At 69.4% G+C, this 23289-nt stretch carries 21 protein-coding genes; 15 read left to right on the top strand and 6 right to left on the bottom strand.

What is annotated here, in order from left to right; all coding sequences use genetic code 11:
- From AC1D29_RS09915 to AC1D29_RS09870, 10 genes are all read left to right on the top strand, one after another.
- Positions 1-1275 (top strand): GDSL-type esterase/lipase family protein, encoded by a 1275-nt coding sequence (locus AC1D29_RS09915; protein WP_477896706.1) that lies wholly within the window; start codon positions 1-3, stop codon positions 1273-1275.
- 22 nt (positions 1276-1297) lie between these two features.
- Complete coding sequence (locus AC1D29_RS09910; RefSeq protein WP_477896704.1) at positions 1298-2656, top strand: GH1 family beta-glucosidase; 1359 nt, start codon at positions 1298-1300, stop codon at positions 2654-2656.
- A gap of 88 nt (positions 2657-2744) precedes the next feature.
- Positions 2745-4211: a GH1 family beta-glucosidase gene (locus tag AC1D29_RS09905; protein ID WP_477896702.1), complete on the top strand. Its 1467-nt coding sequence runs from the start codon at positions 2745-2747 to the stop codon at positions 4209-4211.
- A complete protein-coding gene (locus tag AC1D29_RS09900) occupies positions 4208-5650 on the top strand; it encodes an MFS transporter (protein WP_477896700.1) in 1443 nt (480 codons plus the stop codon). The genes AC1D29_RS09905 and AC1D29_RS09900 overlap by 4 nt, the downstream gene beginning before the upstream one ends.
- A complete protein-coding gene (locus AC1D29_RS09895; protein WP_477896698.1) occupies positions 5647-7236 on the top strand; it encodes a family 43 glycosylhydrolase in 1590 nt (529 codons plus the stop codon). The genes AC1D29_RS09900 and AC1D29_RS09895 overlap by 4 nt, the downstream gene beginning before the upstream one ends.
- Positions 7233-8810 (top strand): GH39 family glycosyl hydrolase, encoded by a 1578-nt coding sequence (locus AC1D29_RS09890; RefSeq protein ID WP_477896696.1) that lies wholly within the window; start codon positions 7233-7235, stop codon positions 8808-8810. Before AC1D29_RS09895 ends, AC1D29_RS09890 begins: the two co-directional genes overlap by 4 nt.
- Positions 8807-9964, top strand: a complete 1158-nt coding sequence (locus AC1D29_RS09885) for a glycoside hydrolase family 5 protein (RefSeq protein WP_477896694.1) — start codon at positions 8807-8809, stop codon at positions 9962-9964. Before AC1D29_RS09890 ends, AC1D29_RS09885 begins: the two co-directional genes overlap by 4 nt.
- Before the next feature lie 28 nt (positions 9965-9992).
- Positions 9993-10766 (top strand): PEP-CTERM sorting domain-containing protein, encoded by a 774-nt coding sequence (locus tag AC1D29_RS09880; RefSeq protein WP_477896692.1) that lies wholly within the window; start codon positions 9993-9995, stop codon positions 10764-10766.
- Between the two features lie 111 nt (positions 10767-10877).
- Positions 10878-12257 (top strand): glycoside hydrolase family 5 protein, encoded by a 1380-nt coding sequence (locus AC1D29_RS09875; RefSeq protein WP_477896690.1) that lies wholly within the window; start codon positions 10878-10880, stop codon positions 12255-12257.
- 172 nt (positions 12258-12429) lie between these two features.
- The gene (locus AC1D29_RS09870; protein ID WP_477896688.1) at positions 12430-14904 is read left to right on the top strand and encodes a response regulator; all 2475 of its coding nucleotides are present in this window, start codon (positions 12430-12432) and stop codon (positions 14902-14904) included.
- On the opposite strand, the gene AC1D29_RS09865 is transcribed toward AC1D29_RS09870, so the two are convergent.
- From AC1D29_RS09865 to AC1D29_RS09855, 3 genes are all read right to left on the bottom strand, one after another.
- Positions 14897-15385, bottom strand: coding sequence for a DUF1579 domain-containing protein (locus AC1D29_RS09865; RefSeq protein WP_477896686.1), 489 nt, complete (start codon positions 15383-15385; stop codon positions 14897-14899). The two genes, AC1D29_RS09870 and AC1D29_RS09865, sit on opposite strands and share 8 nt — an antisense overlap.
- Before the next feature lie 7 nt (positions 15386-15392).
- Entirely contained in the window at positions 15393-16112 is a 720-nt protein-coding gene (locus AC1D29_RS09860) for an NIPSNAP family protein (RefSeq protein WP_477896684.1), read from the bottom strand.
- 79 nt (positions 16113-16191) lie between these two features.
- On the bottom strand, positions 16192-16665 hold the full coding sequence (locus AC1D29_RS09855; protein WP_477896682.1) for an Lrp/AsnC family transcriptional regulator: 474 nt from the start codon (positions 16663-16665) through the stop codon (positions 16192-16194).
- Positions 16666-16776: 111 nt separating this feature from the next.
- Between AC1D29_RS09855 and AC1D29_RS09850 the strand changes: the two genes are divergently transcribed.
- On the top strand, positions 16777-17148 hold the full coding sequence (locus AC1D29_RS09850; RefSeq protein WP_477896680.1) for a VOC family protein: 372 nt from the start codon (positions 16777-16779) through the stop codon (positions 17146-17148).
- A gap of 30 nt (positions 17149-17178) precedes the next feature.
- Here AC1D29_RS09850 and AC1D29_RS09845 read toward each other — a convergent pair whose 3' ends face one another.
- The 3 genes from AC1D29_RS09845 to AC1D29_RS09835 form a co-directional block, all read right to left on the bottom strand.
- Positions 17179-17547 carry an H-NS histone family protein gene (locus tag AC1D29_RS09845; RefSeq protein ID WP_477896678.1) on the bottom strand — a complete coding sequence of 123 codons (369 nt, stop codon included), beginning with the start codon at positions 17545-17547 and terminating at the stop codon, positions 17179-17181.
- Positions 17548-17693: 146 nt separating this feature from the next.
- Positions 17694-18116: an organic hydroperoxide resistance protein gene (locus AC1D29_RS09840; RefSeq protein ID WP_477896676.1), complete on the bottom strand. Its 423-nt coding sequence runs from the start codon at positions 18114-18116 to the stop codon at positions 17694-17696.
- Between the two features lie 34 nt (positions 18117-18150).
- On the bottom strand, positions 18151-18747 hold the full coding sequence (locus AC1D29_RS09835) for a TetR/AcrR family transcriptional regulator (protein ID WP_477896674.1): 597 nt from the start codon (positions 18745-18747) through the stop codon (positions 18151-18153).
- Positions 18748-18819: 72 nt separating this feature from the next.
- Here AC1D29_RS09835 and AC1D29_RS09830 point away from each other — a divergent pair, with 72 nt between their 5' ends.
- The 4 genes from AC1D29_RS09830 to AC1D29_RS09815 all read left to right on the top strand — a co-directional run bounded on the left by AC1D29_RS09830 (position 18820) and on the right by AC1D29_RS09815 (position 23117).
- Positions 18820-19818: an alpha/beta fold hydrolase gene (locus AC1D29_RS09830; protein ID WP_477896672.1), complete on the top strand. Its 999-nt coding sequence runs from the start codon at positions 18820-18822 to the stop codon at positions 19816-19818.
- 81 nt (positions 19819-19899) lie between these two features.
- The gene (locus AC1D29_RS09825; RefSeq protein ID WP_477896670.1) at positions 19900-20652 is read left to right on the top strand and encodes an alpha/beta fold hydrolase; all 753 of its coding nucleotides are present in this window, start codon (positions 19900-19902) and stop codon (positions 20650-20652) included.
- Between the two features lie 3 nt (positions 20653-20655).
- On the top strand, positions 20656-22098 hold the full coding sequence (locus AC1D29_RS09820; protein WP_477896668.1) for an HD domain-containing phosphohydrolase: 1443 nt from the start codon (positions 20656-20658) through the stop codon (positions 22096-22098).
- Positions 22095-23117: a thioredoxin family protein gene (locus AC1D29_RS09815; protein WP_477896666.1), complete on the top strand. Its 1023-nt coding sequence runs from the start codon at positions 22095-22097 to the stop codon at positions 23115-23117. The genes AC1D29_RS09820 and AC1D29_RS09815 overlap by 4 nt, the downstream gene beginning before the upstream one ends.
- Positions 23118-23289: the final 172 nt, after the last annotated feature.

The following is a 23289-nucleotide window of genomic DNA, read 5'->3' as shown; positions in this document are numbered from 1 at the left end:
ATGAATCGCCTCCTGCTCGCCCTCCTCGCCGCGCTACCACTGACAGCGCAGTCACTGGACCTCGATGTCGGCCGCCCGGCCAAGAGCTGGCAGGTCATGGTCACCGACTTCGAAGGCGGGGCCCGGCTCGACGGCGACCGCGTCACCGTGCCCAAGCCCGCCCAGCCGCGCGTGCCCGACAGCCACGTCGCTGCGCGCCGCGGCAAGGACGGCGCGCTGACGCTGCAGTTCAGCAACTCCTGGATCGCGCAGGCGCGCTGGCAGGACGGCCCGCCCGTGGACCTGCGACCGTATCTTGCGCAAGGCACCGTCGAGTTCGACCTGAACGTCATCGACCTAGCTCACGGCGGCATGAAGTTCAAGCTGGGCTGCGGCAAGGACTGCGAACGCAAGGTCCCCTTCCTGTTCGCCGGCCGTGCGCTGATCGGCAAGGGTCGCCAGCACCTGTCCTTGGCGCTGAAGTGCTTCTGGCGCGAGGGCGACGACTTCTCCGCCGTGCCGACGCCCTTCACACTGGAAGGCACCGGCAGCGGCGAAGTACAGATCGCCAACCTGCGCATCAACAAGCGCGGCAAGGCGACGACCGCCTGCCCCGACTACCGCAGCCAGTCGGTCACGCCCGAGCGCCTGCAGGAGTCCTGGGCCGTGGACTGGTGGCTGCCGCGCCATGAGCAGAAGCTCGCCGAGATCAAGGCCCACCGCGACGCCGGGCGGCGCGTGGACCTGGTCTTCGTCGGCGACTCCATCACGCAGGGCTGGGAGAACGAGGGCAAGGCGGCCTGGGCCACGGCCTTCGCCAAGTACAACGCCGTCGCGCTGGGCTTTGGCGGCGACCGCACCGAGAACCTGCTGTGGCGCCTCCAGCATGGCGAGCTCGACGGCATGAGCCCAAAGGCCGTCGTCGTGATGATCGGCACCAACAACACCGGCGACCGGCTGGAAGACCCGGCGCTCACCGTCGCCGGTATCCGCCGCAACCTCGACGAGATCCGCCAGCGCCAGCCGCAGGCCAAGGTGCTGCTGCTGGCCCTGTTCCCGCGCGACGAGAAGCCCGATGGCCTGATGCGACGCCACAACGCCAAGGTCAATGCGCTGCTGCCGGCGCTGGCCGATGGCCGCCAGGTCATCTTCCTGGACATCGGCAAGGCCCTCACGAACCCGGACGGCACGCTGTCCAAAGACATCCTGCCGGACTGGCTGCACCTCAGCCCGCTTGGCTACGAGATCTGGGCCCGCAGCCTGGATGCCACCCTGCCCCCCCTGCTGGCGCCCTGACGGCGTACAGCGAAGACCCTCCATGACCGCCCTGACCTACTCCAGCTCCTTCCCTGCCGACTTCGTCTTCGGCGTTGCCGCCGCCGCCCCGCAAATCGAGGGCGCCGCCTTCACCGATGGCAAGGGCGAATCCATCTGGGACCGCTTCTCCCGCGAGCCCGGCAAGGTGCACGACGGCGACACGCTCGACATCGCCTGCGACCACTACAACCGCTTCGACGAGGACTTCGCGCTGATGGCCTCGCTGGGCCTGAAGAACTACCGCCTGTCCCTGGCCTGGCCACGCATCTACCCGAACGGCGACGGCGAGCTGAACCCCGCCGGGCTGGACTTCTATCACCGCCTGTTCGCCAGCATGAAGAAACACGGCATCACGCCGTGGGTCACGCTCTTCCACTGGGACTTGCCGCAGTCGCTGGAAGACCGCGGCGGCTGGACCGCGCGCGTCACCGTCGACGCCTTCGGCCGCTACGCCGACACCGTCGTGAAGGCCTTTGCCGGTGAGGTGAAGCACTGGATCACGATGAACGAGATCCGCTGCTTCACGCAGCTGGCCTACGGCTTCGGCACCAAGGCGCCGGGCCGCAAGGAGCGCGCGGCCGTCGTCAACCAGACCTTCCACCACGCGCTGCTGTGCCACGGCCACGGCGTGCGCGCGGTGCGCGAGTTCGGCGGCGCGGGCGCCGTGGTGGGCCTGACGGACAACTGCGACGTCTGCATCCCGGTGACCGAGACGCCCGAGGACATCGCCGCCGCCAAGGCCTGGTTCCTGGAGAAGAACGCCCACGTGCTGGGCGCCATGCATGCCGGCCACTACCCGGCCGACTACCTGGCCCGCGCCGGCGCCGATGCGCCCCAGGTCCACTCCGGCGACTTCGACCTCATCAGCCTGCCCACCGACCACCTGGGCCTGAACATCTACACCGGCACCTATGTGCGCGCCGGCAAGCATGGCGCCGCCTGGGAGGCCGTGCCGCTGCCCGCCAACTACCCCAAGGCCGACAGCCCCTGGCTGCACATCGCGCCGCAGTCCATCTACTGGGCCACGCGCTTCTGCCACGAGCTGTACGGCCACCAGTCGCTGTACATCACCGAGAACGGCTGCGGCTACAACGACGAGCCGGTGGTGAACGGCGAGGTGCTGGACCTGCACCGCCGCGACTTCCTGCGCAACCACCTGCGCGAAGCCCACCGCGCCATCGGTGACGGCGTGCCGCTGCACGGCTACTTCCTGTGGTCGTTCATCGACAACTACGAATGGGAGGACGGCTACCAGCGCCGCTTCGGCATCGTGCACTGCGACTACGCGACGCAGGTGCGCACGCCCAAGCTGTCGGCCCGCTACTACGCCCAAGTGATCAAGGCCCGTCGCATCCTCTGACATGAAGCGGGCCGAGCCAAGCCGCCTATATTGCCTCGCGCCGCAGCGGGCCTCCGCCCCCCCATGCGGTCTAACGAGGACCATCCCAATGACTGCCTTTCGCCCCCTGCGCCGCCGCCACCTCTTCGCCGCCGCCGCCACCTTGCCGGCGCTGGCCACGCCTGCGCTGGCCGCCACGCCGCAGCGCCGCAACGCGCAGGGCGTGACGAGCTACGACAGCCCCTTCCCGCCTGACTTCGTGTTCGGCGTCGCCGCGGCCTCCGCGCAACTCGAGGGCGCCGCCTTCGAGGACGGCAAGGGCGAATCGGTCTGGGACCGATTCAGCCGCATCCCCGGCAAGGTCCACAACGGCGACACGCCCGACGTCGCCTGCGACCACTACCACCGCTTCGACGAGGACTTCGCGCTGATGGCCTCGCTGGGGTTCAAGACCTACCGCCTGTCCATCGCCTGGCCGCGCATCTACCCGAACGGCGACGGCGAGATCAACCCGAAGGGGCTGGACTTCTACCGCCGCCTCTTCGCCAGCATGAAGAAGCACGGCATCGAGCCCTGGGTGACGCTCTTCCACTGGGACCTGCCGCAGTCGCTGGAGGACCGCGGCGGCTGGACGTCGCGCGTGACCGTCGACGCCTTCGCCCGCTACGCCGACACCGTCGTCAAGGCCTTTGCCGGCGAGGTGAAGCACTGGATCACGCTGAACGAGATCGTCTGCTTCACGCTGCTGGGCTACGGCACGGGCAGCAAGGCGCCGGGCCGCAAGGAAAACGCCAAGGTCGTCAACCAGACCTACCACCACGCGCTGCTGTGCCACGGTCACGGCGTGCGCGCGGTGCGCAAGTTTGGTGGCAAGGGCGCCGTGGTGGGCCTGACCGACAACTGCGGGGTGTCCGTGCCCGTGACGGAAACGCCGGCCGACATCGCCGCCGCCAAGGCCTGGTTCGTGGACAGGAACGCCCAGGTGCTGGGCGCCATCCATGCCGGCAAATACACCGCGAACTTCCTGGCACGCGTGGGCGCCGATGCCCCCGACGTGCAGCCCGGCGACTTCGACCTGATCAGCCTGCCGACCGACTTCCTGGGTCTGAACATCTACAGCGGCACCTATGTGCGCGCCGGCAAGAACGGCGCCGCGTACGAGGCCCTGCCCCACCCCGTCAACTACCCGCGCGCCGACAGCACCTGGCTGCGCCTGGTGCCGCAGTCCATCTACTGGGGCTCGCGCTTCTGCCACGAGGTCTACGGCCACAAGGCGCTGTACATCACCGAGAACGGCTGCGGCTACGACGAGGAACCGGTCGTCAACGGCGAGGTGCTGGACCTGCACCGCCGCGACTACCTGCGCAGCCACCTGCGCGAAGCCCACCGCGTCATCGCCGACGGCGTGCCGCTGAAGGGCTACTTCCTGTGGTCGTTCATCGACAACTACGAATGGGAAGACGGCTACCAGCGCCGCTTCGGCATCGTGCATTGCGACTTCGCGACGCAGGTCCGCACGCCCAAGTTGTCCGCCCGCTATTACGCCGACGTCATCAAGACGAGAAAGATTTTGTGAACGCCAGCACCCTCCACATGGCGCAGTTGGCGCCAACGGCCACCGACCGCCTGCCCCTGCGCCAGAAGATCGGTTTCGGCCTGGGCTCCATCCTCGACATGTGGGGGCACTGGCTCTATGCGTCGCTGGCCTTCCAGGTGTTCAACATCTTCCTGGGCGTCGCACCGGGCCTGATCTCCACGGTCCAGGCGATCAAGATCTTCATCGACGCCGGCTCCGACGCACTGTTCGGCTGGCTCTCCGACAACACGCGCACGAAGTACGGTCGCCGGCGTCCCTTCATCCTGGTCGGCGGCATCCTCGCCGGCATCGGCCTGCCGCTGATGTTCGCCGTCGGCAAGGGCTGGACCGACATGCAGTACTTCAGCTTCATGCTGATCAGCATGATCATCTACGTGCCGGTGATGAGCTGCTTCAACATGCCCTGGGTGAGCCTGGGCGCAGAGATGACGCCGGACTATCACGAGCGCACCACGGTGATGGCCATTCGCAACGCCATCCAGAAGGGCCCCGAGCTGGCGATGTTCTTCGCCGCGCAGTTCACGACGCTGTCCTTCTTCCACGATGCCAACGGCAAGCCCGACATCCTGCGCGGCGCCCAGGTCTACACCGGCATCCTCGGCGCCATCATGGTGGCGGTGTCCATCGCCATCTTCCTGCTGGTGCGCGAGCGCTACTACGAGAAGCTGGTGTCGCACTCGCAGACGCGCATCCCGCTGGCCGACACGCTGTGGCGCACGCTGCGCTGCAAGCCTTTCCGCACCGTGCTGACGATGTCGCTGGCCTACAGCATCGGCACGGCCATGGTGGGCGCGCTGGGCTACTACGCCACGGTTTACTACGTCTGCAAGGGCGACGTCGTGACCGCGACGAAGTGGAACACCGCCATGGGCCTGGCGGGCATGGGCTTCGGCTTCGCGGGCATTCCATTCTTCGCCTGGATCGCGCGCCGCTGGGGCAAGCGCACGGGCCTGGCCGTGGTGCTGACGCTCGCCATCTGCGCTTTCATCGGCGACTGGTGGCTGTACGACCCCGACCTGCCCGTGCTGCAACTCTTCGCCTGCGGCTTCGTCGCCTTCACCGGCGCGGGCTTCTGGACGCTGTACACCGCCACCATCGGCGACGTCGTCGACTATGACGAACTGGAGACCGCCCAGCGCCGCGAGGGCTCGTTCTCGGCCTGCCAGTCGTGGATCTCCAAGGTCGGCATCGCGCTGGGCGTCGGCGCCTCGGGCTGGATCCTGCAGTTCACCGGCTTCGACGCCCACAGGGAGGGCGCGCAGGCGGCCGAGGCCATCTTCTGGATCCGCCTGCTGCTGTCCGGCATCCCGGTCATCGGCCTGGTGCTGGCGCTGATCGCCATCCTGCGCTTCCCGCTCACCGAGGCGCGCATGCTGCAGATCCGCGGCGCGCTGGAAGCGAAGCGGGGCACGGTATGAACATGTCGCGCCGCATGGCCGTGCAGGCCGCACTCGCCGGCGCTGCAGTGAGCCCGGCGCTGGCCGCACCGCGCTTTGCCGCCGGCATCGAAGGCCAGCGCAAGGCCGACCTGGGCAACGGCAGCTACCTGAACCCCATCGTCGCGGGCGACCACGCCGACCCCACCATCCTGAAGGACGGGGCCGACTACTACATGACGTTCTCGTCCTTCCAGTCCTACCCGGGCGCCGTCATCTGGCACTCGCAGGACCTGGTGAACTGGACGCCGATCACGGCTGCGCTGACGCAACCCATCGGCACCGTCTGGGCGATGGACCTGATCAAGCATCAAGGCCGCTTCTACCTCTACATCCCCGTGCTGCAGGACGCCGGCACGGGCATCTACGTGATCCACGCCGACGACATCCGCGGCCCCTGGAGCGCGCCCATCGACCTGAAGGTGCCCGGCTGCATCGACCCCGGCCACGTGGTGGGCGAGGATGGCCGGCGCTACCTGTTCGTCAACGGCGGGCGGCGCGTGCGCTTGAAGGACGACGGCCTCGCCACCGACGGCGCGCTGGAGGCCAACGCCTGGCGGCCCTGGCAATACCCCAAGGACTGGGTCGTCGAGATGTTCGCGCCCGAGGGCCCCAAGCTGTTCAAGCGCGGTGAGTGGTTCTACCTGATCTCCGCCGTCGGCGGCACGGCCGGACCGCCCACCAGCCACATGGTGACGGTCGCCCGCTCGCGCTCGGTGCACGGGCCTTGGGAAGACGCCCCCAACAACCCCCTCGTGCGCACGGCAAGCAGCCAAGAGCCCTGGTGGTCGCGCGGCCATGCCAGCGTCGTCGAAGGCCCGGCGGCCGACTGGTGGATGGTCTATCACGGCTACGAGAACGGCTTCCGCACGCTCGGCCGCCAGGCACTGCTGGAGCCCGTCGAGTGGACGAAAGACGGCTGGCTGCGCGCCAAGGGCGGCACGCTGGAAAAGCCCTTGCCGAAACCCCCTGGCGGCAAGGCCGGCAAGGCGGGCTTTGCGCTGTCCGACGATTTCTCCAGCGGCAAGCTGGGCCTGCAATGGGCCTTCCACGCGCCCGGGCCGGACGAAGCCAGGCGCCTGCGCTTCGAGGACAGGACGCTGGTCATCCGCGGCAAGGGCAAGTCGCTGCCCGACTCGTCGCCGCTGACCTGCCAGGCCGGCGACCGCAGCTACGAGGTGACGGTCGAGCTGGAGATCAGCGGCGACGGGCATGGCGGCCTGGCGCTGTTCTACGAGGAGCGCGGCCATGTCGGCATCGCCTTCAGCACCACGCAGATGCTGACCTATGCCTACGGCCAGGAGCACGCGTGGATGCGCGAAACGCTCTCCACCACTGCGGCCACGCGCCGCGTCCACATCCGCCTGACCAACCGCGAGAACGTCGTCACCTGGCACACCTCGCACGACGGCGGCAAGACCTGGCAACAGCATGCCTGGCAGATGGAGGTCTCGGGCCTGCATCACAACGTCTTCGGCGGCTTCGTCAGCCTGCGGCCTGCGCTGTTCAGCGCCGGCGCGGGCGAGGTGCGCGCCCGCAACTTTGTCTACAGAGGACTCACGACGTGACTTCCCAACGACGCCGCCGGCTGCTGGCCGCCGCAGCCGCCATGCCCCTCGCTTCCACCGTGTTCGCCGCGCCGCCCACGCAGCGCCGCATCGTGCTCGACGTCGCGCAAGCGAAGCAGCCGCTGGACCGCTTCTTCGACCACTGCGTCGGCGCCGACTACCCCGGCACGCTGTTCCGCGAGGACTCGCTGGCACAGCTGAAGACGACGGTGGACGAGCTGGGATTCCGCTACCTGCGCTTCCACGCGATCTTCCACGACGTCTTCAAGACGGTGACGCGAGATGCCGCCGGCCAGCTGGTGTTCGACTTCACCGGCATCGACAAGCTCTACGACGCGATGCTGGCTCGCCACATCAAGCCCTTCGTGGAGCTGGGCTTCACGCCGCTGGCGCTGAAGACGTCGGACCTGAAGATCTTCTACTGGGAAGGCAACACCTCCCACCCCGAGCCGGCCGGGTGGGTCGCGCTGATCGAGGCCTTCATCCGCCACCTGCTGCAGCGCTATGGCGCGCCCGAGGTGCACGAGTGGTACTTCGAGGTCTGGAACGAACCCAACCTCGACGGCTTCTGGGAGAAGGCCGACCAGAAGGCCTATTTCGACCTCTACACCCGCACCGCCAAGGCCATCAAGGCCATCGCGCCGTTGCTGCGCGTGGGCGGCCCGTCCACGGCCGGCGCGGCCTGGGTGCCGGAGTTCCTGGCGCATGCCAAGGTGACCGACACGCCGGTGGACTTCATCACCGTGCACACCTACGGCGTCGACGGCGGTTTCCTGGACGAGTTCGGCAAGGAGGACTTGATGCTTCTTGCAACCCCCGATGCCATCGTGGGCGACGTGCGGCGCGTGCGCAAGGAGATCGAGGCCTCCCACCTGCCCGGCCTGCCACTGTTCTTCACCGAATGGAGCACCAGCTACAACCCGCGCGACCTGGTGCACGACAGCTACATGAGCGCCGCCTATGTGCTGACCAAGCTGAAGCAGACGCAAGGCCTGGCCCAGCACATGAGCTACTGGGTCTACAGCGACCTGTTCGAGGAGCCCGGCCCGCCGGACGCGCCCTTCCACGGCGGATTCGGCCTGATGACCCGCGAGGGCATCAGGAAGCCCGTGTGGTTCGCCTACCGCTACCTGGCCGCGCTGCAGGGCAAGGAGGTGCCGAGCACCGACGGCTTCAGCTGGGCTGCGACCGACGGCGAGCAGTTGCAAGCCCTCGTCTGGGACTGGCGCAACACCGAGCAGAAGGTCAGCAACCGCAGCTACTTCGGCAAGCCGCGGCCGGCGCGCGACGTGGGCACGGTCACCGTCGAGCTGCGCCACCTGCCGCCCGGTCGCTACCAGCTGACGCAGCGCCGCACCGGTTTCGAGGTCAACGATGCACACACCGCGTATCTGAAGATGGGCTCGCCCAAGACCCTCGATGCCAGGCAGCTCGCCGCCCTGCAAGGCCTGACGAGCGACAAGCCCGAACTGCAGCGTGAGCTGGTCGTCGGCGCCAGCGGTGCGGCCACGGTCACCGTCAAGCTGCGCAGCCACGACGTGCTGCTGCTGAGCCTGCGCAAGGTCGGCGCATGAAGCGCCGCGACGCCCTGCTCGCGCTGCTGCCGCTGGCAGGCTGTGGCGGCGGCGGCGCCGAAGCGGCGGCCGCTCAGCCCAGCGCGCCCGCTCCGGCGGCAGCCGCAACGACCGGCATGCGCGACCTCACCAGCCTGCAGCTCAGCCAGCTGATGGGCGCCGGTTGGAACCTGGGCAACTCGCTGGAGGCCATCGGCGGCGAGACGGCCTGGGGCAACCCGGCCACGGCGCAGGCGCTGCTGGGCGCCGTCCAGGCCGCCGGCTTCAAGACCGTGCGCATCCCCGTGTCGTGGAAGCAGTACGCGGACGCCAACGACGTCATCAGCGCCACCTGGCTGGCCCGCGTGGCCCAGGTCGTCGACTACGCGCGCACGGCCGGCCTGTTCGCCATCATCAATGTGCACTGGGACGGCGGCTGGCTGGAGCCCACCTTCGCGCGCCAGGCCGTGGTCACCGCGCGCCTCACCAAGTTCTGGACGCAGATCGCCAACCACTTCAAGGGCCACGACGACACGCTGCTGTTCGCCGGCACCAATGAAGTCATGGTGGAAGGCGACTACGGCACGCCCAAGGCGGAGTACGTCAGCGTGCAGAACGGCTTCAACCAGGCGTTCGTGTCGGCCGTGCGCGCCACCGGCGGCAACAACGCGGTGCGCCACCTGGTCGTGCAGGGCTTCAACACCAACATCGACCACACGATCGCCTTTGCCGTCACGCCCACCGACACCGCCAGCAACCGGCTGATGATGGAAGTGCACTACTACGACCCCTACGACTTCACGCTCAACGAGAAAAGTGCGTTCTGGCAATGGGGCGCCGGCGCCACCGACAGCAAGGCCAGGGTCGCGGGCGCCGACGAGGCCTACGCCGACGCGCAGTTCCAGAAGATGAAGCTGCGCTATGTCGACCGCGGCATCCCGGTCATCCTCGGCGAGTTCGGCGCCATCCGCCGCACCGAGTACGCCGGCGCCGAGGCCTACCGGCTGGCCTGGAACCGCCACGTCGCCCGCTCCGCCTGGGCCCACGGCATGGTGCCCGTCTACTGGGACGCCGGCGCCGCCACTGAGAACCACAGCATGGGCCTGTTCGACCGCAAGACCGGCGCCCAGGTCTACCCCGAGCTGATCAAGGCCCTCGTCGACGGGGCCCGCTGACCACCACCCACCCCAACCCGGACTCACCATGAACCCATCTCGCCTTCGCCAGGCGCGGCCGCTGCTTTGCCTGCTCCTGGCCCTCACGGCACCGCTGGGCCACGCTGCCAGTGCTTCCGCCTCGCTGTCGCATGTCCGCGTTGAAGTCGTGGACCTGACGCCGGGCGACGGCAACTGGCCCTGGGTCTGGGTGGTCAGCAACGTGGACTGGGTGGCGCGCACGTCCAGCGCCAGCGTGCAGATCCCCGACCCGCTGAACGGCCAGGAACAGCTGGGCTGGCTGGGCGACACGCTGTCGGCCCAGGCGCTCCTGGGCAGCACACAGGCCACCGCGGCGGTCAGCAGCGTGGCCGACCTGGGCGGCGGTGGCAGCACGACCGGCTCGGCCCTGGCCACGGCCAGCGACGGCCTGTCCGCCTGGGCGATCGCGCAGATCTTCAGCGGCCGCGTGATGGCCGGCGCCGGCACGCGCATCGTCGTGACGGCACAGTTGGACGGCGTCTCGGCTAGCGCGGGCGGCGGCCAGGCGCAGGCCACCGCCAGCCTGGGCATTGCCAACGACAGCGGCGGCGCCGTCGACAGCAGCCAGGCCTGGGCCTTCGAATCGCCCGACTTCACGCAGACCGACGCGCCGGCCACGCTCAGCGTGCACTGGGACAACACCAGCGCCGACGCCGCCTGGGGCCAGCTGTGGGTCAACGTGTCGGCCCAGGCCATGTCGGCGTCACCGGTGCCCGAGCCTGCGTCGGCGCTGCTGCTGGGCCTTGGCCTCGCGGCGCTGGCCGCCCGCCGGCGCCGCTGAGCGCCCCGCCGCACAGAACTCGAGGCGCTGCCGCCCAGGCAGTGCCCCGTGCCCGCGGTGCAGGTGCCCGACACGAGGTGCCGCGCCGCATTCCACCCCAGGAGACAAACCATGAAATCGAGAATCTGGACTTCCTTGTGCGCGCTCGCACTCGTGTTGACCGGCGCACCCGCCGCGGTCGCGCAGACCTGCACGGCCACGGCCGTCAAACCCTTTATCAAGGTCGGCAGCACCTGGACGGCCACCGCGTCGGCCAGCGTCGCCGCCGGCACGGCCGTCGTGCTGGGCCCGCAGCCCACCTCCGGCGGCAGCTGGGCGTGGAGCGGCTGCGCCAGCGCAGGAACGGCCCGCGAGCAGAGCCTGACGGCCAAGGCCAGCTGCACAGCGACGGCGACCTACACCAACAGCTGCGGCGCCAAGACGACGCAGGCCTTCACGCTGACCGTGCCCGGCATGCGCGACCTGACCAGCCTGCAGTTGAGCAAGCTGATGGGCGCCGGCTGGAACCTCGGCAATTCGCTGGAAGCCATCGGCGGCGAGACCGCCTGGGGCAACCCACCGGCCACGCAGGCGCTGTTCAACGCCGTCAAGGCCGCCGGCTTCAAGACCGTGCGCATCCCGCTGTCGTGGAAGCAGTACGCCGATGCCAACGACAACATCAGCGCGACCTGGATGACCCGCGCGACGCAGGTCGTCAACTACGCGAAGAACGCCGGCCTGTACGCCATCATCAACATCCACTGGGACGGCGGCTGGATGCAGCCCACCTATGCCCAGCAGGCGGCGGTCAACACGCGCATCACCAGGTTCTGGACGCAGATCGCGAACAACTTCAAGGGCTTTGACGACACGCTGCTGTTCGCTGGCACCAACGAGGTCATGGTGGACGGCAACTACGGCACGCCCACGGTCGAGTACTACACGGTGCAGAACAGCTTCAACCAGACCTTCGTCAACGCCGTGCGGGCAACCGGCGGCGGCAACCTGGCCCGCCATCTGGTCGTGCAGGGCTTCAACACCAACATCGACCACACGGTGAACTTCGCCACCGTGCCGAGCGACTCGGCATCCAAGCGCCTGATGATGGAGGTGCACTTCTACGACCCCTACAACTTCACGCTCAACGACAGCAGCAACATCTGGCAGTGGGGCGCGGGCGCCACCGATGCGTCGGCCACCGAGACCTGGGCCAACGAGGCCTACGTGGACGCCCAGTTCCAGAAGATGAAGACCCGCTTCGTCGATGCCGGCATCCCGGTCATCCTGGGCGAGTTCGGCGCCATCCGGCGTACCGAGCACGCCGGCGCCGAGACCTATCGCACGAACTGGAGCCGTTACGTCGCCCGCTCGGCCTGGACCCATGGCGCCGTGCCGGTCTGGTGGGACGCGGGCTCGCCCAGCGCCAACCACAGCATGGGCTTGTTCGACCGCAACACCGGCGTGCAGGCCTACCCCAGCCTGATCAGCGCCATCGTCAACGCGGCCAAATGACCCGCGGCCATCGGCTGGCGTAACGACTGCAAACCGCTTCCGTGCGGGCACCGCCGGAGGCGGTGCGCAGTTCGACTATCCTGTTAGGGAGCGCCCGCCAAGTCCGGCGCGGCAGGGAGCCGATGTGCAAGCCAGCAGCCTGTCTCGGGAAGACGCTGCCCCCTCTGAAGCTGTGCCGTCGCGGGACGGCCCGGCCTTTTTGCTGGACCAGCCGGCCGGCCCGCGCGAGCGCCGCCATGCGCTGATCGTCGCGCTGCTGTCGGTGGCCGTCTTCGCGGCCCTGGTGCCCTTTGCCAAGGTCAAGCTGGCGCCAGTGCCGGCGTTCATCCCCATCTACGAGTCGGCTCTGGTGCTGACCGACCTGATCACGGCCGTGCTGCTGTTCGGCCAGCACCGCATCCTGCGCTCGCAGGCGCTGCTGCTGCTGGGCTGCGGCTACCTGTTCACGGCCGTCATGACGACGGCCCATGCGCTGACCTTCCCGGGCCTGTTCAGCACCAGCGGCCTGCTCGGCGCCACGACGCAGACGACCGTGTGGCTCTACATGCTTTGGCATGGCGGCTTCCCGTTGTTCGTGCTGGGCTATCTCGCGCTGAAGTCCCGGCCGCCGGTCGCCGTGCCGACCCTCGCCTGGCCGCTGGTGACGCTGGCCGCTGCCACCGGCCTCGTCGCGCTGGCCACGCTGGGCCATGCCTGGCTGCCCGATCTGCTGGTGGGCGGCCGCTACTCGCTGGCTTTCCAGGTCACCGTGGGCTGCGTGTGGCTGTTCAGCCTGGTCGCGCTGGGTGCGCTGTGGCGCCAGCGGCCGCACACGGTGCTGGACCAATGGCTGATGGTGGTCTGCCTGGCCTGGCTGTTCGACATCGCACTGTCGGCCATGCTGAATGCCGCCCGCTTCGACCTGGGCTTCTACGCCGGCCGCATCTACGGCCTGCTGGCCTGCGCGGTGGTGCTGATGGAACTGCTGCTGGAGAACAGCACGCTGTACGCGCGCCTCTTCAAGGCCTACGAAGCCGACCACCGCCAGAGCGAGGCCCTGGCCATCGCGCGCGACGAGGCCCGCGCCGCCGATGCCGCCAAGAGCCTGTTCCTGGCCAGCATGAGCCACGAGATCCGCACGCCGATGAACGCCATCATCGGCCTGACCAGCCTGGTGCTGGAGACGCGGCTGGAGAACCGGCAGCGTGACTACCTGGGCAAGGTGCAGATGTCCTCCAAGGCGCTGCTGAGCCTGCTCAACGACATCCTCGACTACTCCAAGATCGAGGCCGGCAAGATCACGCTGGAGGCCGAGGAGTTCAGCCCCGAGGAGTTGATCGAGAACGTCGGCCATCTGTTCTCGGCGCGGCTGGAAGAGGCCGGCCTGGACCTGCTGTTCGAGTTCGACGAGCACCTGCCGGACCGGCTGCTGGGCGACAGCCTGCGGCTCACGCAGGTGCTGAACAACCTCGTCGGCAACGCCATCAAGTTCACGCCCAAGGGCGAGATCGTCGTGCGCGCCGAGGTGCTCAGCGAACAGGACGGGCAGATGCGGCTGCGCATCGGTGTTCGCGACACCGGCATCGGCATGACGCCCGAACAGGTCAACGGCCTGTTCCAGGTGTTCGGCCAGGCCGACGCGTCCATCGCGCGGCGCTACGGCGGCACCGGCCTGGGACTGGCAATCTGCAAGCGGCTGGTGACGCTGATGGGCGGCAGCTTCGAGGTCAGCAGCGCGCCCGGCCAGGGCAGCACCTTCAGCTTCAGCTGCAGCTTCGGCAAGGCCAAGCCGGGCGCCGAGCGCATCGACCCGCACCGCATCCGCGGCATGCGCACGCTGGTCATCGATGCCCAGCCCACCGAGCGGCTGATCCTGCAGCAGATGCTGCAGAGCTGGCATTTCCAGGTCGGCGTGGCCTCGTTCGGCGACGAGGCGCTGTACCGGCTGCGCCAGGCCGATCCCTTGCACCCCTACGAGCTGCTGCTGCTGGACTGGAAGACGGCGGGCGCCGATTTCGTCGACGCGGCGCGACGCATCGCCAGCGAGCGCGGCACGCCGGCGCCGGCCGTCATCGCGCTGGGCAGCCTGCATGCGAGCGAGCGCGTCGCCGAGGAGTTGCAAGGCCGCGCTGGCACCCAGGTGCTCGTCAAGCCGGTCACGCCGTCACGCCTGTTCGAGGCCGTGCTGCAACTGCAGATGGGCGAGAAGCGCGTGGGCAGCCTGCCGGCCGGCGGCAGCATGGCCGACCTGGCCGACACGATGCGGCCGCTGCACGGCGCGCGCGTGCTGCTCGTGGAAGACAACCCGGTCAACCAGCAGGTCGCCTGCGCCTTCCTCGCGATGGCGCGGCTGCAGGTCGAGGTGGCCGAGAACGGGCTGCAGGCCGTGGAGCGGCTCAAGCACGAGCGCTTCGACGCGTTGCTGATGGACATGCAGATGCCCGAGATGGACGGCCTGACCGCCACGCGGCTGATCCGCGCGATGCCCCAGCATGCCCGCCTGCCCATCATCGCGATGACGGCCGGCGCGATGGAGCGCGACGTGCAGGACTGCCTGGCCGCCGGCATGAACGCCCACGTCAGCAAGCCCATCGACCCCAAGCAACTGGTGCGCACGCTGCTGGCGTGGATCCCGCCCCACGCCAGCCACGGCACGCAGGCTAGCTAGCGTCGGGCAGGCGCTCGAAGTCCATCACCCAATTGGTTTCCCAGGTCTGGCCGCCGTCGGCCGAGAAGGCCTGCGCCCAGCGCGCGCTGTCGCGGGCAATGTCGGTCCAGCGATAGCGCACGCGGATGGGCTGGCCGCGCAGCTCGTCGTCGCACTGGAACTCGCCGACACCGTCGGCAAAGCCGCCGACCACCGGCGGGTCCAGCCGGTGCGGGTTGCGGCCGTCCACCCACCAGATCGCCCACTGGCGCGTGGCGGGGTCGAAGGTGCGCATGGACGCGGCGCGATAAGGCCCGGTGGGCAGCTCCAGCACGTTGTCATCGATGTTGCCGAGGCCGCCCAGCAGCGGCCACATGCGGCAGCGGCCGAGGAAGCTCTCCCAGTCCTCGCAGCCGAGCAGGCGCTCCTTGAGGCGGCGGTGGCTGACGCGCCAGTGGCCGATGAGGAAATCGAAGTCTCGCGGAGTGGCGGTGTGGGTCATGGCGGTCTCAGGCATGAAGGCTGGATCGGGCGGTGGGGGCCAGGCGCAGCGCCTGCGTCGGCTTGGCCAGCCAGGGCTGCATTGGCGGCGCCATGCCGCGCAGCCAGGCGTCGGCGCCCCGGCCGTCGTCGAACATGGCCAGCGCGAGCAGCACCTGCTCGCCTTCGCGCAGCGGCAGCCGCGGGAAGTTGTTGGGCGCGGCCTCGGTGACGTAGCAGGCCGACACGCCCCGCAGCCCGACCATCGCGGCCCGGCACTGCGCCAACAGCTCGGGCGCGGCCGGCGCCTTCAGGTGGAACACAGCCGCGGCGAGTACGCCCGGCGGCGGCGCCGTCGCCCCCCGTTCGGCGCGGGGCTGAACGGTCGCCGGCAGCGCCGCGCCGTCCCAGGCCGGGCGCAGCAGCAGCACATCGTCGGAATCGATCATCGTCACGTTGGCCGCATCGCGATGGGCGGCCCAGGCCTGTCCGCCGTAGAAGGCCGGCAACGCGTCACCGCGCGCGGCCATGTCGGCAAAGCCGCGCAGCCAGACAAAGCGGTCTGCGTCGCCCAGGTCGCGGAACTGGCCCAGCACACGGATGCCCACGGCCTCCTGGCTGTCGACGAATTCGCGGTCGAACAGGGCGATCAGCGTGTCACGCTGGCCGGGGTGCAGCGTGTACTGGCGCAGCTCCACGACGCGGCAGTCCGGCGCGGCGGGAGCGGTGAAGTCGGAATTGGCAGGCATGGCACTTGAGTCCGCGGAGTTCATCGTCCGTGCAGTCTGCGCCGCGATACCTGTCAACGCATGGCATGTATTCCGGAATTCATTCGCTGCCCGGCACCGGCAGCGCCAGCCCGCGCTTGAGCACGCCCAGCGCGACTTGCGTCGTGTAGCGCCGCACGTTGGCGTTGTCCGCCAGCAGCCGCGTCATCAGCGCTTCGTAGGCGGCGGCGTCCGGCGCGGTGACGACGAGCACGAAGTCGGCCTCGCCGGTCACGTAGAAGGCCTGTTGCACCGCGCTCTCGGCCTCCAGCCAGGCGCGCAGCCGGGCCATCAGCTCGGGCCGCTCGCTTTCCACTTGCAGGCCGGCCAGGAAGGTGGTCGGGCGGCCCACCTGGGCGGCGTCGAGCACGGCGACCTGGCGCTGGATGACGCCCTGCTCACGCAGCCTGCGCAGCCGGCGCTGGATGGCAGACACCGACAGGCTGACGCGCTCGGCCAATTGCTCGGCGGTCAGTGCGGCATCCTGCTGCACGAGGGTCAGCAGTTGGCGGTCGAAGCGGTCCAGCTCGGTCATCGCAGAAGGCATTGAGATTGCGGCCAAACGGCGCCGCGGCCGGGCATCTTGCCGCAATTCATCGCAGGCCCCCACCTAGCATGGCTGCTCTTGAATTGAGGAGTCTTGTCGATGATCGACCACGTATCCCTGGGCACCGCGCGCTACGCCGAGTCGGTGGCCTTCTACCGCCGCGTGCTGGCGCCGCTGGGGTTGGAACTGCTGCGCGACACCGGCAGCGAAGCCGCTTTCGGCACCGCGGCACAGTGGTGCTTCTTTCTCTACCCCGTGGCGGACGAGCCGGTGACGGCGCGTGGCACCCATGTCGCGCTGAGCGCACCCAACCGCGCGGCGGTGACGGCCACCCACGAAGCGGCCATGGCCGCATCGGCCGGCGACATCTTCACGCCGCGCACGCGGCCCGACATCAGCGACAGCTATTTCGGCGCGATGTTCCACGACCTCGACGGACATCGCATCGAGGTGACGACCAACGCCGCGTGAAAGAAGGCCGGGCCTGAAAGGCCCGGCGGCTTACTTGGCGACCAACAGGTCTTCGGCCTGCTTGCCCGCAGCCAGCGCGTCCTTGAACCAGTTGGGCCGCTTGCCGACGCCGGACCAGGTGCGGCCCGCGCCATCGGTGTACTTGGCGACGCCACCCTGCTTCTTCGCCGCGGCCTTGCGGCCCCGCCCGACCGCCTTGGTGGCTGCGGCGGTCGTGGCGCGTTTGCGAGGCGACTTGGCCGGCGACGCGCCGAACAATTCATTCGCAGTGATGCCGTAATGGGCAATGGCCTCTTTGATGCGGGTCACCACATCGGCCTTTTCGCGTGAGCGCAATGCGTCCGCCTGTTTCTGCAAATGCTCGATCTGCTTGAGCAGGTTCTGCAGTGTCTTCGCCATTCAAGTCTCCAACGACATCGATTCTTCGAGTGGTGCATTCAAGCACAGCTGTCGAGTCAATTGACTTTTGCCAGGGGAGTGAAAACCCATTCCCCTGGCCGAATGGACTGAAATGCTCAGGCGAGTGATTGGCGCCGCAGCGAGCGTCAGCGAATGTCGAATTGCACGTCGATATTGCCGCGCGTCGCGTGCGAATAGGGGCAGAGCTGATGGGCGCCGTCCACCAGTTGGCGCTGTTGCTCCGGCGCCAGGCCCGGCAGGCTGATGGTCAGCTTGACGGCCAGCGCAAAGCCCTCATCCGCGGTCATGCCCAGCGACACGTCGGCATCGACGGCCACGTCGTCCGGCACGCGGATGCCCAGCGGCGCGCCCGCCCGGCGCATCGCGCCCATGAAGCAGGCCGAGTAGCCGATGCCGAACAGCTGCTCCGGGTTGGTGCCGGGGCGGCCCGAACCGGGCGGGCTGAGCTTGACGTCCAGCGCGCCGTCGCTGGACTTTCCCGCGCCGTCGCGGCCGCCGGCAGTGTGGGTGTGTGCGGTGTAGACGACTTTCTCTATGGTGCGCAACATGGCGACTCCTGTTGATGGACGTGGTTGAGGCCGTTCAGGCCTGGTCTTGAAAATGGCGCAGCGCGACCATGGCCATGCGCACGACGTTGCGCGTTTCGCTCACGGTCGCACCGGCCTTGGCACTGACACGCAGGCCGCGCATGACTGTCAGCACGAAGTCGGCCGCGGCCTGCTCATCCAGCGCGCCGGGCAATTCGCCCAGCGCCTTGGCCTGGCTCATGGCGGCGGCCAGGTCGGCCTTGGACTTCTGCGCGCCGCGCTTGACGATGGCGGCGACTTCGTCGTCACTGAGGCCGATCTCGGTGGCCGTGTTGACCGACATGCAGCCGCGCGTGCGGGCCTCGCCGGTCGCCGTGGCGATGGCGGTCAGCAAGGTCTCAATGCCCTGCAACGGCGACGCCGCACTGGCCAGCACCTTCTGCAGTGACTTGGCGCGCTCGGCCTGATACAGCGCCAGCGCCTGCAGGAACAGGCCGCGCTTGCTCTCGAATGCGTTGTAGAGGCTCTGACGGCCGATGCCCATGGCCTCCACGAGGTCGGGCATGCCCGTGGCCTCGAAGCCCTGGCACCAGAACACCTCCATCGCGCGGTGGAGGACTTCGTCTTTGTCGAACTCAGAAGGTCTGGCCATGAAACGAATTGGACTTGTTTTTGAACGATCAGTCAAGAATAATCGATCGTGTCGTCTTCACCCCCCCAAGCCATGACCCACCTGCTCCAACGCCGCAGCCTGCTGTCCGCCGCCGCACTCGCCGGCGCTTCTTCCCTGCTTGCCCGCCCCGCCTTCGCGGCCCCTGCCGCCGGCGGTTTCGGCGAACTCCGCCAGCTGGATGCCGGCGTGCTGAGCATCGGCTTTGCCGACCTGGGCCCGCGCAACGGCCCACCCGTGCTGTTGCTGCACGGCTGGCCCTATGACATCCACACCTACGAAGAGGTCGCACCGCGCCTAGCCGCGGCGGGCTACCGCGTACTCGTGCCGCACCTGCGCGGCTACGGCACGACGCGCTTCCTGTCCGATGCCACGCCCCGCAACGCCCAGCAGACCGCCATCGCCGCCGACGCGATCGCGCTGCTGGACGCGCTGGGCATCCAGCAAGCCGTCGTCGCCGGCTGCGACTGGGGCGCGCGCACGGCCTGCGTGATGGCCGCGCTGTGGCCGCAGCGCGTGAAGGCGCTGGTGTCCGTCAGCGGCTACCTGGTCACGAACGTGAAGGCCGGTGGCCAGCCGCTGGCGCCGGCCGACGAGCTGGCCTGGTGGTACCAGTTCTACCTCGCTACCGACCGCGGCCGCGCGGGCTACGAGAAGAACCACCGCGACTTCGCCCGCCTGATCTGGCGCCAGGCCTCGCCCGAATGGCGTTTCGACGACGCCACCTTCCTGCGCTCGGCACCCGCCTTCGACAACCCCGACCATGTCGCCATCACCGTCCACAACTACCGCTGGCGCCTGGGCCTGGCGGAGGGCGAGCCGCGCTACGACGCACTGGAGGCGCGCCTGGTCAGCGTGCAAAGCGTGGCCATGCCGGCCATCACGCTGGAAGGCGACGCCAACGGCGCCCCGCACCCGCCGGCCGCCGCCTATGCCAAGCGCTTTGCCGGCAAGTACGAGCACCGCGAGCTGACCGGCGGCATCGGCCACAACCTGCCGCAGGAGGCGCCGGCCGCGTTCGCCCAGGCGGTCATCGACGTCAGCCGCGCCTGAGACTGGACATTCGTCCGATGTTCACCGCGGCGCGGACATCGGACCATTCGTTCCGTCCCCAACCCACCCCTTGAGACCACCATGAACTTCGCCAAGCTCTCCATCGCCGCCGCTGCTCTCTCGCTCGGTTTTGCTGCCCAGGCCGCCGAACCCCAGCCCAGCGTCGTCATCGTCCACGGCGCCTTTGCCGACGGCTCCGACTGGGCCAAGGTCATCCCGCTGCTGCAGGCCAAGGGCGTGCGCGTGACGGCCGTGCAGAACCCGTTGACCTCGCTGGACGACGACGTCGCCGCCGCCAAGCGCGCCATCGACGCCGCGCCGGGCAAGGTCGTGCTGGTGGGCCACTCCTGGGGTGGCACCGTCATCACGCAGGCCGGCACGAGCGACAAGGTCGCCAGCCTGGTCTACATCGCGGCCTTCGCGCCCGACGTCGGCCAGGCGGTCGGCGACCTCGGCAAGGCCTACCCGGCGCCCGTGGGCCTGTCCCACCTGCAACCCGATGCCGCCGGCTTCCTGCGCCTGACCGACGAAGGCATGAGCAAGCACTTCGCGCAAGACCTGCCCGCCGCGCAGACCGCCGTCATGGCCGCCACGCAGGGCCCCATCGCCGCCAAAGCCTTTGGCGAGAAGGTCAACGTCGCCGCGTGGAAGACCAAGCCCAGCTGGTACCTCGTGGCCGGCAACGACCACATGATCCAGCCCGCCCTGCAGCGCGACTTCGCCAAACAGATCGGCGCGCGTGTCAGCGAGGTCAAGACCAGCCACGTGCCGCAGCAGTCCGCGCCGGCCCAGGTCGCCGCGGTCATCCTCGATGCCGTCAAGCACTCGAACTGACCGATGAGCAATAGCGCCGCCATTCCCGTCTTCGACGCGATCTGCGCCCTCGCCTTCGTGGGCGACCTCAGCATGGGCCAACCCGTGGACCATTCCGCGCGCACGGCCTGGCTGGCGGCGCGGCTGGCCGAGGCCAGCGGCGGCGCACCCGAGGCCTGCGTCGACGCGGCCTGGGCGGCGCTGCTGCGCTGGTCGGGCTGCACGGCCAACGCGCCGGAGTTCGCCGACATGATGGGCGACGATGTCGGTGGCCGGCGCGCGATGCTGGCGCTGACGTCGTCGGTCGAGGCGGCGCGCATCGCCGGCAGCGTCGTGCCCATGGTGCACATCCACTGCGAGGTGGCCGAGGACATCGCGCGCACGCTGGCCCTGCCGGACAACGTGCAGGCGACGCTGCGCCACTGCTTCGAGGCCTTCGATGGCTCGGGCCAGCCGCTGGGGCTCAGCGGCGCTGCGGTGCCGCCGTCGGTCTACGTCGTCGCGCTGGCCGGCGACCTGGAGATCCTGTCGCGCACCTACGGCCTGGCCGGCGCGCTGCAGACCATCACCGAGCGTGCCGACCACCGCTACCCGGCTCATCTCGTGGCCCTGGCCCGCCAGCACGGCGCCGAGTGGCTGGACGCGCTGGACCGCGGCGCCGCCGGCAGCGATGCGCTGAAGGCCGCCTTCGGCAGCGCCGGCCGCACCGCGACGCTGGAGCTGGTGGCCGACGTCATCGACCTGAAGCTGCCATGGATGCTGGGGCTGTCGCGCCGCGTGGCCGACACCGCGCGGCGTGGCGCCGCACACCTGGGCCTGGACGATGACGCCCAGGGCCGCGTCTACCGCGCGGCCCTCATACACGGCATCGGCCGCTCGTCGGTGCCGAACGCGGTGCTGGAAGCGACTCGCCCACTCGGCGAGGCCGACCAGGAGAAGCTGCGCCTCGTGCCCTACTGGGCCGAGCGAGCGGGCCGCCGCATCGCAGCGCTGCGCGACGAGGCCTTGCTGGCCTCCTTCATCGAGGAGCGCATGGACGGCTCCGGTCATTACCGTGGCGTGCGCGCCGACGCCATCCCGCTGGAGGCGCGCGTGCTGGCGGCTTCCGCCTGTGCGGTGGGACTGCAGACCGCCCGGCCTGGCGTCGCGGCGCTGGGTGAAGCCGACGCGCTGCAGCGGCTGCGCGCCGAGGCCGACGCCGGCCGGCTCGATGCCGCAGCGGTCGGCGCCCTGTGCGGCGGCCCGGCGCCGGCCAGGGCCGCCACGCCCGCCGCGTCGCCGCTCACCGAACGCGAGATCCAGGTGCTGCGCCGCATCGGCCTGGGTGAAAGCAACAAGGAGGCCGCGCGCGTGCTGGGCATCAGCCCGAGCACCGTGCGCGCCCATCTGGAAAGCGTGTTCCGCAAGCTCGACTGCTCCACCCGCGCGGCCGCGACGCTGAAGGCCCTGACGCTGAGACTGATATGACCGCCATCAAGCACCTCCTCACCGCCTTGTTCGCATGGACCCTGGCCGCAGCCACGCCCGCGGCACCGCTGCCCGTCGAGCCCATCCAGCCCCGGCTGGACGGCGCCGGCGAGTGGATCAACACTGCGCCACTGAGCTTTGCCCAGCTGCGCGGCAAGGTCGTGTTGGTCGACTTCTGGACCTATTCCTGCATCAACTGCCAGCGCACTTTGCCGTGGCTGCGCGCCTGGGCCAAGACCTACGGCAGCCAGGGCCTGGTCGTCATCGGCGTTCACGCGCCGGAGTTCGGCTTCGAGCGTGACGTGCGCCGCGTGCGTCAGGCCGTCAAGGACGGCCAGCTCGACTATCCCGTGGTGCTGGACAACGACTTCACCATCTGGCGCGCCTTTCGCAACCAGGCCTGGCCGGCCCTGTACTTCGTCGATGCCCAGGGCCGGGTGCGCCATCACCAGTTCGGCGAGGGCGACTACGAGCGTGCCGAGCAGGTCATCCGCGAACTGCTGCGCGAGGCCGGCAGGCCGCCCGAGCCGGGCATGGCCCAGGTGGCAGCGGCCGGCGTCGGTCTGGCGCCCGACCTCGCCCATGTGCGCTCACCGGAGACCTATCTGGGCCACGCGCATGGCCAGGGCCGCGGCGTGCTGCCGGACCGCATCAAGCGCTACGCCGGCGGCGAGCCGCGCCTGAACGACTGGACGCTGGCCGGCGACTGGATCGTGCGCGCCGAGCATGCCGAGGCGACGGGCGACGGCGGCGCCATCACGCTGCGCTTTCATGCCCGCGATCTGCACCTGGTGCTGGGCCCGGCGGCCGACGGCAAGCCGCTGCCGTTTCGCATCACCGTCGACGGCCAGCCGCCCGGCGCGGACGCGGGCGTGGACGTCGATGCCGACGGCCGCGGCGTCATCACCGGCGACCGTCTTTACCAGCTGGTGCGCCAGCGCGGCCCCGTGCGCGAGCGCCGCTTCGAGATCCGCTTCGGCGCGCCCGGCGCCAAGGCCTACGCCTTCACCTTTGGTTGATGCCATGACAGCCACCGCCACAACGACACCGCCGGCGCCACCGCGCCCGCCGGCCGGCACGTCCTTCGCGCGCATGCTCATCCTCGCCCAGCGTCGCTTCGCGCACGGCGGCCGCTGACCCTGCGCGCTGCCCCTGCCCCGCGCAGGGTCTTGCTCATGAAACTACAGTAGT

This window comes from Roseateles sp. P1_C6 (genome assembly GCF_056406315.1).
The sequence above is the reverse complement of the archived record's forward strand: the minus strand, read 5'-3'. Positions and strand labels throughout refer to the sequence as shown.

Coding starts and splice junctions, on each gene's coding strand:
- AC1D29_RS09915 (WP_477896706.1), top strand. CDS start 1: ATGAATCGCCTCCTGCTCGCCCTCCTCGCCGCGCTACCACTGACAGCG.
- AC1D29_RS09910 (WP_477896704.1), top strand. CDS start 1,298: ATGACCGCCCTGACCTACTCCAGCTCCTTCCCTGCCGACTTCGTCTTC.
- AC1D29_RS09905 (WP_477896702.1), top strand. CDS start 2,745: ATGACTGCCTTTCGCCCCCTGCGCCGCCGCCACCTCTTCGCCGCCGCC.
- AC1D29_RS09895 (WP_477896698.1), top strand. CDS start 5,647: ATGAACATGTCGCGCCGCATGGCCGTGCAGGCCGCACTCGCCGGCGCT.
- AC1D29_RS09885 (WP_477896694.1), top strand. CDS start 8,807: ATGAAGCGCCGCGACGCCCTGCTCGCGCTGCTGCCGCTGGCAGGCTGT.
- AC1D29_RS09880 (WP_477896692.1), top strand. CDS start 9,993: ATGAACCCATCTCGCCTTCGCCAGGCGCGGCCGCTGCTTTGCCTGCTC.
- AC1D29_RS09875 (WP_477896690.1), top strand. CDS start 10,878: ATGAAATCGAGAATCTGGACTTCCTTGTGCGCGCTCGCACTCGTGTTG.
- AC1D29_RS09865 (WP_477896686.1), bottom strand. CDS start 15,385: ATGACCCACACCGCCACTCCGCGAGACTTCGATTTCCTCATCGGCCAC.
- AC1D29_RS09860 (WP_477896684.1), bottom strand. CDS start 16,112: ATGCCTGCCAATTCCGACTTCACCGCTCCCGCCGCGCCGGACTGCCGC.
- AC1D29_RS09855 (WP_477896682.1), bottom strand. CDS start 16,665: ATGACCGAGCTGGACCGCTTCGACCGCCAACTGCTGACCCTCGTGCAG.
- AC1D29_RS09850 (WP_477896680.1), top strand. CDS start 16,777: ATGATCGACCACGTATCCCTGGGCACCGCGCGCTACGCCGAGTCGGTG.
- AC1D29_RS09845 (WP_477896678.1), bottom strand. CDS start 17,547: ATGGCGAAGACACTGCAGAACCTGCTCAAGCAGATCGAGCATTTGCAG.
- AC1D29_RS09840 (WP_477896676.1), bottom strand. CDS start 18,116: ATGTTGCGCACCATAGAGAAAGTCGTCTACACCGCACACACCCACACT.
- AC1D29_RS09835 (WP_477896674.1), bottom strand. CDS start 18,747: ATGGCCAGACCTTCTGAGTTCGACAAAGACGAAGTCCTCCACCGCGCG.
- AC1D29_RS09830 (WP_477896672.1), top strand. CDS start 18,820: ATGACCCACCTGCTCCAACGCCGCAGCCTGCTGTCCGCCGCCGCACTC.
- AC1D29_RS09825 (WP_477896670.1), top strand. CDS start 19,900: ATGAACTTCGCCAAGCTCTCCATCGCCGCCGCTGCTCTCTCGCTCGGT.
- AC1D29_RS09820 (WP_477896668.1), top strand. CDS start 20,656: ATGAGCAATAGCGCCGCCATTCCCGTCTTCGACGCGATCTGCGCCCTC.
- AC1D29_RS09815 (WP_477896666.1), top strand. CDS start 22,095: ATGACCGCCATCAAGCACCTCCTCACCGCCTTGTTCGCATGGACCCTG.